Annotated in this window: 10 protein-coding genes; 1 reads left to right on the top strand and 9 read right to left on the bottom strand. The window is 39.8% G+C overall.

The annotated features are described in order from the left end of the window. Both ADIARSV_RS01190 and ADIARSV_RS01185 read right to left on the bottom strand, forming a co-directional pair. Positions 1-663, bottom strand: a 663-nt coding sequence (locus tag ADIARSV_RS01190; RefSeq protein WP_040298675.1) for a peptidase, incomplete at its 3' end; no start/stop codon positions are given. An 8-nt stretch (positions 664-671) separates the two neighbouring features. Beyond that, on the bottom strand, positions 672-3,239 hold the full coding sequence (locus ADIARSV_RS01185) for a phosphoenolpyruvate carboxylase (RefSeq protein ID WP_016193510.1): 2,568 nt from the start codon (positions 3,237-3,239) through the stop codon (positions 672-674). A gap of 282 nt (positions 3,240-3,521) precedes the next feature. Between ADIARSV_RS01185 and ADIARSV_RS01180 the strand changes: the two genes are divergently transcribed. Next, positions 3,522-4,136 carry an IMPACT family protein gene (locus ADIARSV_RS01180; RefSeq protein WP_016193509.1) on the top strand — a complete coding sequence of 205 codons (615 nt, stop codon included), beginning with the start codon at positions 3,522-3,524 and terminating at the stop codon, positions 4,134-4,136. A 201-nt stretch (positions 4,137-4,337) separates the two neighbouring features. Here the strand turns inward: ADIARSV_RS01180 and ADIARSV_RS01175 are convergent, their stop codons facing one another. The 7 genes from ADIARSV_RS01175 to ADIARSV_RS01145 all read right to left on the bottom strand — a co-directional run bounded on the left by ADIARSV_RS01175 (position 4,338) and on the right by ADIARSV_RS01145 (position 12,464). Then, complete coding sequence (locus ADIARSV_RS01175) at positions 4,338-4,598, bottom strand: hypothetical protein (RefSeq protein WP_016193508.1); 261 nt, start codon at positions 4,596-4,598, stop codon at positions 4,338-4,340. A gap of 83 nt (positions 4,599-4,681) precedes the next feature. Beyond that, positions 4,682-6,928 (bottom strand): Tex family protein, encoded by a 2,247-nt coding sequence (locus ADIARSV_RS01170; protein WP_016193507.1) that lies wholly within the window; start codon positions 6,926-6,928, stop codon positions 4,682-4,684. Between the two features lie 33 nt (positions 6,929-6,961). After that, positions 6,962-7,678, bottom strand: coding sequence for a DUF3307 domain-containing protein (locus ADIARSV_RS01165; protein WP_016193506.1), 717 nt, complete (start codon positions 7,676-7,678; stop codon positions 6,962-6,964). Positions 7,679-7,680: 2 nt separating this feature from the next. Further along, positions 7,681-8,310, bottom strand: a complete 630-nt coding sequence (locus ADIARSV_RS01160) for a nucleotidyl cyclase domain-containing protein (protein WP_016193505.1) — start codon at positions 8,308-8,310, stop codon at positions 7,681-7,683. A 401-nt stretch (positions 8,311-8,711) separates the two neighbouring features. Beyond that, entirely contained in the window at positions 8,712-9,209 is a 498-nt protein-coding gene (locus ADIARSV_RS01155; protein ID WP_016193504.1) for an FKBP-type peptidyl-prolyl cis-trans isomerase, read from the bottom strand. Positions 9,210-9,237: 28 nt separating this feature from the next. Continuing rightward, positions 9,238-11,265: a thioredoxin domain-containing protein gene (locus ADIARSV_RS01150; RefSeq protein ID WP_016193503.1), complete on the bottom strand. Its 2,028-nt coding sequence runs from the start codon at positions 11,263-11,265 to the stop codon at positions 9,238-9,240. Positions 11,266-11,405: 140 nt separating this feature from the next. Beyond that, complete coding sequence (locus ADIARSV_RS01145; protein ID WP_016193502.1) at positions 11,406-12,464, bottom strand: COX15/CtaA family protein; 1,059 nt, start codon at positions 12,462-12,464, stop codon at positions 11,406-11,408. Positions 12,465-12,467 lie beyond the last annotated feature (3 nt).

Below are 12,467 nucleotides of genomic sequence, written 5' to 3'. Positions count from 1 at the left end.
TTTTAGTTCATCAGCCCACTGTGCTGAAATATTTTCAAGGTCTTTCTTTTCATACCGGTATTCGGTAATAGCGAAACTATCTTTATTATAAAGCACCACATCTATTGGGAAATCCACATCGTTCGTACTCATTCTGGTCGAGTCGAAAGAAAGGAAACCTCCCTTTAAAGCTTCTCTCATGGATGATTGATCGTTTAGGGTTCTATTTAAGATAGGCTTTCCGGGACCCGAATTACCAATAATAACAAAGGGAGAGCCCTGATCGAGCTCTACCCAGTTGCCTTCGGCGTATAATAAAAAGAGTTTATGCTCCTCATCGTCCTTCAACTGACCACCTATAATAGTCGTTAAGTTGAACTTAAAACCTGCCTTTTCGAGTGGAACTTTATCCTCTTCGGAGACGCGTCTTACCTGCTGCCCGAAGGCATTCACCGCTTTGTATAGCTTGTTGAACTCCGCTCCTTCTTCTACAAGTTCGCGGAAATAGATAATCGCTTTATCCCTGACAGACCTCAGTCCGCTAGTCATGATAAAAATAGAATGTTTCTCTTTTTGATCCACATACAATTTCTTTTTAACCGTAGTATCTGTACCAGACGTAATACGTGTATCGGCAATCGCTACCAACCCTTCCTTTACCTTTATTGCCAAACAATATGTCATAGTTGTATTTAAGCCAGATTTCTTCCCGCGTTTACGATACCATAAACCGTGCGGATGATTAATTTATTAAATATTTTAACTTTCTCTTCATCATCCTTATGCAATTCCAATTGTTGTAGCGCATAATGTTGGATAATAACCAAAGGAAGCACAATTCGTTCCCGTAATGCTATAGAACGGCGTTCAACCGGGTATTGTTCCATCAAAACAGTGGTTCCGGTAAGTTCCATTATTAACGAGGTTGTTAAATCATATTCGCTCTTCAGTTTTTTCCAAAAAGTGCCATATACTTTATCATTAGCAAGGAAAGCAGTAATGTTGAAATTGACTTTAGACATCGACATATTGCAATTGTCCATCATCGTTTTAAACTGACCTGATGTTTCGTACAAACGTTTGACATCCTCCCAAACACCGTCTTCCTTGGCTTTCTTAAGTGCAGATCCTACACCATAGAAACCGGGAATATTTTGTTTAAGCTGACTCCATGAAGTGACAAAGCTAATGGCTCTTAAATCTTCCAGTTTGAGTTCACCTGCCGACTCCCTTTTAATAGGTCTACTGCTGATATTGATATGAGCAAGTAATTTCAGGGGACTTAATTGTTCCAGGTAACGTAAAAACAGTGGATCTTCCCGCAAGGAAACAAATGTTTTATGACTCGTTTCAGCCATGTTATCCATCAATGTCTTTTGTTCAGGAGATAATTTATTTTTATCGCCGGTATCCAATGCAGAAACAATACCTGCATTCACCATTTGTTCAATATTGAAATAAGCGGTGTCAAATGAGCCGTATTGACTACTGATCGTTTGACCTTGAATGGTGAGTTGAATATGCTCATGGGCAATTTCACTCCCCATAGTGGCATAAAAACGATGTGTTTTGCCTCCACCACGTGCAGGAGGTCCACCACGGCCGTCAAAGAAGGCCAGCTTAACGCCATGCTCACGGGCAATGGTAGTGAGCTCAATTTTCGCTTTATAGATCGACCAGTTAGCCATGAGATATCCCCCATCCTTGGTACTATCGGAGAAACCAAGCATAATGGTTTGCTTATTGCCTCTTTTAGCTAAATGTTCTTTATAAAATTCATTCGTATACAGACTTTCCATCACGGAAGCTGCAAGAGATAAATCCTCAACGGTTTCAAACAGGGGAACAAAATCAACACTAAGGTTGTCCTTTTGCCATCCGCTCCACAAGAAAAGGTTGATTAACTGCAAAATATCTGTTGCTTCCTGACAATTACTGATTATAAAACGATGGGATGCTTTTTCGCCACCTGCATATTGCATTTTCTTAACCAGTCTGATGGTTTGAAAGGTATCGTCACTCAAAGGAGAAAATCCGGTTGACGGTCCTTCCTCTTCAGTAAACTTAATAATTTTCAATTTCTCTTGTTCAGAAAGACTATCGTAGTTTTCTGGATAAGGATTATTTATAATCGCTCTGATCTCCAGATGGGCCTTACGTAATATGCGGCTATCCTGACGGATATCCAGTGATGCAAAGTAACATCCGAACAATCTAACTTTATAACTCAGGTCATCTATTACATCGACAAACAAACCATCATGAACTCTAATCAGTACTTCTTTTATGGAGTTTAAGTTAGAAAGAATTTCATCCTGCAAGTCAGTAGGTTCTACCGATTTGATGAAACTATTTTCATAAAACAGTTGCTGAAGTCTTTCCATGTACTCTTCAACTCCTCTGAAAGTGACCCTACGCTTCAATACACGGAAATCACGGTAGTAACAACGGAACAGGAATTCCCTGAGTAGCTCAGAAACAGCCTTAGTGCTTTCGCAGGTTACGTTTGGATTTCCGTCTCTATCGCCTCCGGGCCAGAAACCTAGCTCGATGAGTTGATGTGCATTAAAGATTGGTGTCTCAAATTCATCCTCAACCTTCCTCTGAATACTGGAAACCACTTTATAGAATACATTCTCCAGAAACCAGGCTAAACTAGTAGCTTCATTAACAGGAGTAGGTTTAGATTTATTAAAAAATGGCGTTTTACCCAATTGCTGTAACAACAGGTGGATGCTATTTAATTCATTCGTTTTAAGAGCTACGGTCAGATCGGTAATGATTGCTAATACCCTTCCCGGATAAAACTGAGTCGGATGAGCCGTTAGTACCAAACGAAGCGAAAATTCCTCCAATGCCTTCCTGATATCTGCTTTCATTGCCGGATTGGAAGATGCTTGTTGAAGTAAAACAGCCAGAGTCTCCACTTCATCGGAACTATGCGTCTTTTGAAATGCAGAATCTTCAATTGCATCAAACAATACGACCTGTCTTTCAATATATTGAATAAAACGGAATAGCAAATCGTAACGATCTGCCGCTTGAACATATTGCTCATACTGACCAAAGAAGCTTTCGATGATATCTGATGGCGCAATATTCTGCTTGACGCTCTCTTCACAATGGGAGGTGAAAAAAGGTAATAATGTACCCGTGTGTTTAACACGGTAAAAAGGAAGAGTTAGAAATAAGCTATTGTATAACTCAAATCGCGTGACCACCTCACTTGCAAATATTGCTTCTTTTTGGCTGAGTTTCATTAATTACTTTAGTTGTTTGTTAACAAAATTAAAAGGTTTGATCACTTTGCAAAATTTTTTATTCATCTGTAGAGCTGAGAAGTTAATTAATTGTTACTAAAATACGGGTTAAGGGCGAATAGAATGTACAAGATAAATTTATATTAAACTGCCTTATAGTAGGTTATGACAATCTGTATAAAGATAATGTTTCATTGCTTATTATTTTCTATAAAAATAAATAATTGATCAGAAATAGCCTTACTCTTCTATTCGTTACCGCTTTTCCTTATCATTGCAGCTATGTTGTTTGATGATACGTATAGAACGTTAGGTCAGCAGGGAGAAGGAATAGTCCGCGATAAGGGAAGTAAATTCCTCGGATTTGCCTTCCCTGTGCGCACTGAAGAGGACGTTAAAATCCACCTTGCCAGTATTCATTCCTTACATCCAAAAGCCAGGCATTACTGCTGGGCGGTGAGGTTTACAACGGATCGGTCGATATTTAAGCTAAATGACGATGGGGAACCTTCGGGTAGTGCCGCTCGTCCCATTCTTAACACACTTCTTTCTTTCGATGTAACAAACGTTTTAATTATAGTAGTGCGCTATTTCGGAGGAACCCTGCTTGGGATCCCGGGGTTAATTCATGCGTATAAAAATGCGGCTGTTGAAGCATTAAACAATGCAGTGATTATAGAGAAGAGCCTGATGGATGTGTATCGTTTTGAATTTGGATACATCGATATGAACTCAGTTATGCGTATCATAAAAGACTTTGAAATCCATATTCTAAACCAGGAATTTGATAATGACTGTGCTATGGAACTTGAAATAAGGAAGGGTAATTTAGATAGTGTATTAGGTAAAATGGAAAAAGTCAACAATTTAAAGATGACTTACTTATATTCCTGTTAACTGATTTTAAAAGGCATAATCAAAAATGGATAAAGAAACAGAATGACTACCCATGTCTTCGTTATTACTGATTTATCTTAAATAGGATTTGTAGTTAAAATCTTAATTTTAAAAATTTATACCAATCAAAATACTGTTTAACAGGCAAGGCAAAGGTTTTCCTTATCAGTTATATAAAACCATAGCTGATAAGGGAAAAGCTTAATTTTTCAACTTTCTATCCATATTACGCGTAATCTGACTAACCAGATAAGCAGGAATTCTACCATTTACTAAATTCCATGAAAGATCACTATTCCGCGTTAAAGTGCCTAAATAAGTGTCATTATCCATTTTCATGCTGTAGCCATCCAGACCTTTTGTAACAACAATTTCGTTGAATTCTCCATTATCAAAAAGACTAATGAAGAAATTGTAGCATTTTACTGCTTGTGCTTCGATACTATTCATATCCGTTTCCATGTTTTATTAACCATTGATGGGAATGATTTGTTCTCACAAAAGAATAAATATTTCATACTAATTTAACATTGAGAAGCCGCCACTTAAGAAAACCTGTTTTTTAGCGCATTTAACTGATCCTGAAACCCAACCTTAGACTTGTCACTAGTCTTATCAGATTGCTTTTTAACCTCAGGAATACGCTTTTCCTGCTTCTTCACGCTATCTTCCATTTTCATCGATAAAGCGATTCTTTTTCTTGCGCTGTCGACCTCCGTAACCTTAACTTGTACTTGTTCATGAACCTTCACTACCTCATTCGGATCTTTAATGAAACGGTTTGATAGCTGGCTTAAATGAACCAATCCGTCCTGATGCACCCCAATATCAACAAAAGCACCAAAGCTGGTAATGTTAGTCACAATCCCACTCAGCACCATCCCTACCCTCAAATCATTCATATTATTAACCCCATCAGTAAAGCTGAACGCTTCAAACTGTTGCCTTGGATCTCTTCCCGGTTTAGCCAGCTGCTCCAGAATATCCTGAATGGTGGGCAATCCGATTGAGTCATTCATGTATTTTTCGGGACGAATCTGCTGACGCAGTTTGTCCTCTTTGATCAAATCATGAATGGTGCAATTTAAATCAGTGGCCATTTGTTCCACTAAAGCATATCGTTCCGGATGAATAGCACTACTATCGAGCGGATTTTTTGCCTCATGGATCCTTAAAAACCCGGCTGCCTGTTCATAGGCCTTTTCTCCTAAACGCGGTATCTTTTTAAGCTCCGAACGTTTTTTAAATGCCCCGTTTTTCTCCCTGTATTCCACTATATTTTTAGCTATCTGAGGACCCAAGCCAGAAATGTAAGCCAAAATCTGTTTCGATGCCGTATTGAGTTCAACACCAACTGCATTCACACAACTGATCACGGTATCATCCAGGGAACTTTGTAATTTACTTTGATCCACATCATGCTGATACTGACCCACACCAATTGATTTGGGATCTATTTTAACCAGCTCAGCAAGAGGATCCATCAATCGTCTACCAATAGAAACAGCACCCCTTACGGTGATATCCTTATCCGGGAACTCCTCTCTGGCGGCTTCAGAAGCGGAGTAAATAGAAGCTCCACTTTCATTAACCATGATGATGCTAACATTTGGGATTTGCAGATTCTTAATAAATTCCTCTGTTTCCCTACCGGCTGTTCCATTACCAATTGCAATGGTATCAATAGTATAATCTGCAATCAATTTGACAACTAACTTCTTCGATTCAGTGAAACCATTAGCTCCGGTATGTGGATATATCGCGTTATTATAAAGCAGCTTACCCTGTTCATCTAAACATACTATCTTACACCCTGTACGAAAGCCAGGGTCAATAGCCAGAATCTTCTTTTGTCCCAAAGGAGCAGACATTAACAGCTGTTTCGCATTTTCAGCGAACACTTTAATAGCTTCTTCATCAGCCTGTTTTTTGGTAAAGAGTCTGATCTCCGTTTCCATAGAAGGTTTCAATAAACGTTTATAGCTATCCGCCAGGGCAAGCTTAACCTGATCGGCAGCCATTGATCTATTTTTCAGGAACAAGCGTTCCAATGAAGCTAAGGCATCCTCCTCCGGAGGCAGCACATTCAGGGTTAGAAATAATTCCTTTTCTCCCCTTCGCATAGCCAGGATCCGATGTGAGGGTGCAGCCTTAACCGTTTCTTTCCAGTCAAAATAATCCTTGTACTTACTGCCGGCTTCTTCTTTACCTTCAATAACTTTAGAAATAAACTCACCTTTTTCTAAAAAAAGACGCCTGATCCGTGCCCTTGCATCTGCATGTTCATTGATATGTTCGGCAATAATATCTCTTGCCCCGGCCAGCGCTTCTATTTCTGAAGGCACCCCTTTCTCCTCATCTATAAATTTTAAAGCTTCTTTGGAAACATCCAGATTTGGTTGCTCCAGCAACCAATCCGCTAATGGCTGCAATCCCTTTTCCCTTGCCATGCTAGCTCTGGTCTTCCTCTTGGGGCGATATGGCAGATATAAATCCTCCAGTTCCACTAGTGTCCGGGCTTCAATGATCTTCTTTTCCAGCGCAGGATCAAGTTTATTCAGCTCCGTTAAAGACTTCAGGATCGCTTGCCTTCTTTTATCCAGCTCCCTTAATTGCTCCGCCCTGTCCCTGATTGCTGCAACCTGCACTTCATCCAGACTTCCAGTCATTTCCTTTCTGTAACGCGCTATAAAGGGTACTGTAGCCCCTTCATCAAGCAAGGTCAATGTCGTATCCACTTGCTTTTGCGAAATAGTTAGCTCCTCCGCAATTTTCTTTATGTATGAAATCATATCCTTATGTCAATTCTGCCTATTCAATATGTATCAGGATGATACTGGCAGGTATATTTTTATTATTAAACCAATTATCAATGCAAAACTTATGCTGATCAAAGTACCGATCAGTACATATTCACTTCTTTCAGGGGCATCTTTACTTTCAGAAAACCTTAAAATAGATTTAGCCGCAGTAAGCAAGCCTATTGCTTCATATTGATCATAAACCACAAGTATAAATATAATCAACCTTTCCAGCATTCCTATCCATTTCCCGGCAGCCCCAAGCGTATTTCCTGAATCTGCTAGTTGTACTCTCCATCTTGTGGTTAACATACCTATAAGGATACCAGAGGGGTGCGTTAAAAATATAACAGCCAATACTACTGCCCAATATGCCTCATTATGCAAAACATTTGATAGCACCTGCAAACTTTCAAGTCCAGGTTGATAAAGCAGCCACCCAAGTACCCCAATTACCAACAAATGAAGTCCTTGATCAATGAGAAAATAGGCAATTCTTTGCGGACGGTATGACTTCCAGAGATCAATACCGAAGTGAGTAAACAGTATAACAACAGGTACAGCCCAATGAACAAAACCATCAAACAGCCAAGCAGTTATAGCAGTTATGAGTACATGAAAATAGATATGTCTGGACTTATAATGATGTTCAATCCGGCCATTAACCCAAGACTTTGGCTGAAAAGCAAAGTCAGTTAACAGATGAGCAGCGATCATTTTAAAATACCAGAGTAACAGCATAATTAATCCTCGATGTAAAGCACAAGTTTACGATATATTTGAATAGCTTTCTCTAACATTGTCCAGTTTGCTGCCTTTGCTATTTCATTAACGGTTGACTGGCTCTTTCTGAGCTTGAGGGCCACTTCCATTTGTGTAGCTCCCACCAATAACTCGGCCAATACCTCTGCTTGTTTAGGAGAAACATCTTTCAACACCATATCAGCGAGCAAGGCAACCGCCTCCATTCCGGTATCAATTTTTTGTTCGCTACAGCGGATAGATAAGTGGGTGGTCGATTTTCCAATCAGATCAAGCTCTCTCCCCGAAAGGACAAAGGCTTCCCCTTTCCCCATAGCCATACTTTTTACCGGCTCATTTACCTTTCCCAAACCAATAGCAATCCGAATATCCGGACTCTTATTTTCAGGTGTACCCATTTGTCGGGCTACCACACGAAGCTTCAATGCCAGACTAAGCGCTTGCTCCATACCTGCCAAAGCATGGAAGCTATCACCCCTATAAAAATCAAAAAGCACCCTTTCCTTTTTAAATTCCGACCTGATCAGGAGGATCAAGTCATTCAAATCCTTTGATTCCATTAAGGTGGAATTCACAATATCTGCTGTTAACACGGCTTTATTAGGCTCCATAGGGGTTAAATATAGGGACATTTACCGATATTTTCAAATTATCGGTAAAATACCCGATAATTATCATTTATCGGTTTTATTACCGATAATACACAACATTATCTATTTTTATGAACATTTTTGAAATTAGGTTTTTAAAAGATAAATATTATTGTATTTTTGACGCAGTTTTGTAGTGTAATGGCTACCACGTCAGATTCTGGTTCTGAAGATCTAGGTTCGAGCCCTAGCAAGACTGCTCAACAAAAAAGGCAACCGAACAAGTGTTCAGTTGCCTTTTTTGTTGAGCAGTCATACTGATCGGGCGAATAGGTTATCATTCCCCAAAAAAGAACAATAAAAAAGGCCATTCCGACGAATCAGAATGACCTTTTTTAATAAGCTAATAAACCTACAGAAGCTTAGTGCGCTTCATGTCCATCAGCACCATGAACGTGACCATGAGACAACTCTTCTTCAGTAGCTTCACGTACATTGATAATCTGTCCCTTGAAATGCAAATGCTGTCCTGCCATTGGATGATTTAAATCAACCTGGATCCCAGTTTCAGTAACTCCAATCACACGTGCACGGAATTGATTTCCTTCGTTATCCTGCAAAGGAAGAACAGAACCTATTTCTGGTTTATCCATTCCTTCGAACATATCAGCAGGCAATTCAGTAATTGATGACTCGTTTTTTTCACCATAAGCATCAACAGCTGCCAGATGGAAATCATAAGCATCACCAGTACCTAACCCTGATAAGTTTTCTTCAAACTTCGGAAGCATCATGCCAACGCCATAAAGAAAAACCAATGGTTGCTCTTCTGTTGCCTTTTCTACAAATACTTCTTCGCCATTTTCGGTGGTATACAAATCGTATGTAAGCGCCACTACGCTATTTGATTGAATTTTCATAAGTTTTTTGAATTTGGACTGTGCTATTCTAACCAACAGACAGATCCCCTAAATTAATTTGTTTCAATGCTTCGGATACGGATGTAACAGGTAATCTGCAAGTTCTGTTTTTACAAACAAAAATTTTGCTTTCCCCACTAAATTTATCCTGCAGCAAAGGTAACTTTCCTGAGCTTCCTCCCAAAAGAATTTTATTTGGAATGAAATAATTTTCCAGTTCTTGCCTCAATTTTTCATAATCAGGACCTGTAACTGCTATTTCATAGACCCCAAAAATGACATTTATCAGCAGAATCCCCCAGTTGGAGTATCCCGATCCATATGTTTTGATCGATGGGAACACTGCTTTCAGCATCTCTGAAGACTGCTCCAAATAAGTTTCATCCTGAAATAGATGTCCCAATTTGAATAAGTTTAAAGCCATAGACGAATTCGAGGATGGAATAACGTTATCCATAATCTCATGTTTCCGTGCAATAAGATCCTGATCCATTTGAGAAGTATAGAAAAACAAACCTGTACCTGGATCAAAAAAATTAGTCAGCACATATCGATTCAGCTTCTGAGCTTCCTGAAGCCAGTCCTCATTAAAAGTAACCTCATAAAGACTAATAAAGGCATCAATCACAAAGGAATAATCGTCCAGAAAAGCCGTATACCGAACCTTACTATCCGGCGTTTTACGAAACACCCTTAATAAGGCTCCACTGTCATTCACCAGGTTCTTTAAGATAAAGTTGGCATTAACCACCGCTATCTCCAAAAAACGTGGCTCTTTAAAGACCTTGTACGCGTCAATAAACCCTTTCTGCATCATCCCGTTCCAACCTGCAAGGATCTTATGATCCAGACCCGGACGTACACGTTTACTGCGATAGGCAAACACCTTTGCCTTTGCTGAAGCCAACAAAGAGTCATGCAAGGGATTCAATTCCTCAGTAAGATCCTCCACACCAGCAGACCTTTTACATATATTGGTATGCTCTTCCTCCCAGTTCCCCTCCTCTGTAATTCCATAAAATGCACTAAAAACCGCAAATTCAGATGGCTCCATAATCATTCTAAGCTCCGAAGCAGTGAACGTATAAAACTTACCCTCCACCCCTTCGCTATCCGCATCCAGAGCAGAATAAAAGCCACCTTCCTCAGATAACATCTCTCTTTCTACCCAATCCAGGGTTTCATACACCACTTGTTTATACAGCGAATCAGGGGAATATTGATAAGCTTCTGCATATAAACTAACCAGCTGAGCATTATCATACAACATTTTCTCAAAATGAGGCACATGCCATTGCCCATCTACCGAATACCGTGCAAACCCTCCACCAATATGATCATAGATCCCACCATAAGCCATTTTCTTCAATGTCAACTGTGTAGCTTTCCAGGCTGAAGCACTATCCATTACATGTGCATAACGCAGCATGAACTGCCAGTTATTGGGCAAAGGAAACTTAGGCGCCCTGTTATATCCGCCCTCTTTGGTGTCAAATGATCTTTCCCAAGGTTTATAGATCGCTTCCAGATCTCCGGCAGAATAAAATGTAGACTCTGATGAAAGATTTAGCTTTTCAATTTGCTTCACCCCTTCAGTCAGCCTTTCTGCATAACCTACTGCTTCCGCAGGTTTTTGCTCCCAGAAGCCTGCAAGTTGAGAAAGCACTTTCTTCCAGTCGCTTTTTCCAAAATACGTTCCGCCATAAACAGGTCGCTGATCAGGCAGACATATACAATTCAGCGGCCACCCGCCTTGTCCTGTCATCAACTGCACTGCATTCATATAAATCTGATCGACATCCGGACGCTCTTCCCGATCCACTTTGATGCAAACATAATTAGCGTTCATCGTTTCGGCAACAGAAAGATCTTCAAACGACTCATGCTCCATGACATGACACCAGTGACAGGCGGAATAGCCAATGCTCACCAGGATCAATTTATTTTCATTTTTAGCTTTAGACAAAGCCTCCTCCCCCCAGGGATACCAGTCAACAGGATTATGTGCATGCTGCTGCAAATAAGGGGAAGTTTCCTTGATTAAACGATTCGCCATAAATAGATGTGATATTAAGATTTTCCTCTATACCAAGGTTTAACAGAATTACCTATTGCTAGTTTTTATAAATACGTTGTTACGCTGATTTCTTTTGGACGCAATTCCTCAGGATTAAACGATTCGCCATAAACAGCGTATTATTTAAGATAGATTCTTTTTCCTCTGCTATAAAAATAAGTTATGAGTAAACAAGATAAAAGAACAATGGCTACAAATTGATGCAAAATGCTCCACATTAACTTCGCTTCTGTTAAGCTATACACCAGGGCCAATACCCCAAGAATAACCTGAATCAACACGATAGCCAGTGGAATAAATCTCCAGCTATATAAGAAACTTCTTTTGGGAAGCTGAAAAGCTTTAAAAGTCCACACCAATACCACTATCGTGATCAGGTAAGCCAATGAACGATGTATAAATTGAATACTGATCAGATTATGGGTAATATCAGAGATAAAACTTCCCTGGTTTAGCATATTTTCCGCCGGATACCACATGCCATTAATTAATGGCCAGTTGGGTGCTGCAAAAGCAGCATGCGTTCCAGCCATAAAAGCACCATATATCAACTGAAAAGTGAGCAGAATTAACAAACCTATATTTAATTTTTTTAATGACGGCTCAGCACTGAGGGATTCACGCGGAACAGAAATCTGCAGGGCAAACCAAATAACGTAACACAGCAATAACAGTGCGGTAATAAAATGAATCGCCAAACGGATATGACTCACATAAAGCAGGTCAGTACCGATGCCACTCTTCACCATGATCCATCCTATGGCACCTTGTAATCCTCCCAGTAAAAAGAGGATAATCATCGGAACGATCATGCTACTGTTAATCTTCTTTTTAATCACAAAATAGATAAAGGGAATAATGAACACAAAGCCCATCAAACGTCCGAAATCCCGGTGAAACCATTCCCAGAAAAAAATAGACTTAAAATCCTGAAGATCAAAGTGACTATTAACATACTTATACTGAGCTATTTGCTGATACTGATCAAAAGCCTTTATCCAGGCCTTTTCATTCATCGGAGGCAGTGCTCCTAATAAAGGTTGCCATTCGGTAATAGATAATCCTGAACCAGTGAGACGGGTAATTCCGCCCAGTAAAACCTGGATGACAATCATGATGGCACCTATCCAAAGCCAGATGGCTACAGGACGATTTTGGCTTAACGAATTTGCTTTCATAAG

It is taken from the genome of Arcticibacter svalbardensis MN12-7 (genome assembly GCF_000403135.1).
In the GTDB taxonomy this organism is placed as follows: domain Bacteria; phylum Bacteroidota; class Bacteroidia; order Sphingobacteriales; family Sphingobacteriaceae; genus Arcticibacter; species Arcticibacter svalbardensis.
Note: the sequence above shows the minus strand (reverse complement) of the source record. Positions and strands in the feature narration are given on the sequence as shown.

Excerpts from the sequence above, each read along its gene's own strand:
- ADIARSV_RS01165 (WP_016193506.1), bottom strand. The coding sequence starts at position 7,678 with ATGCTGTTACTCTGGTATTTTAAAATGATCGCTGCTCATCTGTTAACT.
- ADIARSV_RS01145 (WP_016193502.1), bottom strand. The coding sequence starts at position 12,464 with ATGAAAGCAAATTCGTTAAGCCAAAATCGTCCTGTAGCCATCTGGCTT.
- ADIARSV_RS01175 (WP_016193508.1), bottom strand. The coding sequence starts at position 4,598 with ATGGAAACGGATATGAATAGTATCGAAGCACAAGCAGTAAAATGCTAC.
- ADIARSV_RS01185 (WP_016193510.1), bottom strand. The coding sequence starts at position 3,239 with ATGAAACTCAGCCAAAAAGAAGCAATATTTGCAAGTGAGGTGGTCACG.
- ADIARSV_RS01170 (WP_016193507.1), bottom strand. The coding sequence starts at position 6,928 with ATGATTTCATACATAAAGAAAATTGCGGAGGAGCTAACTATTTCGCAA.
- ADIARSV_RS01150 (WP_016193503.1), bottom strand. The coding sequence starts at position 11,265 with ATGGCGAATCGTTTAATCAAGGAAACTTCCCCTTATTTGCAGCAGCAT.
- ADIARSV_RS01180 (WP_016193509.1), top strand. The coding sequence starts at position 3,522 with ATGTTGTTTGATGATACGTATAGAACGTTAGGTCAGCAGGGAGAAGGA.
- ADIARSV_RS01155 (WP_016193504.1), bottom strand. The coding sequence starts at position 9,209 with ATGAAAATTCAATCAAATAGCGTAGTGGCGCTTACATACGATTTGTAT.
- ADIARSV_RS01160 (WP_016193505.1), bottom strand. The coding sequence starts at position 8,310 with ATGGAGCCTAATAAAGCCGTGTTAACAGCAGATATTGTGAATTCCACC.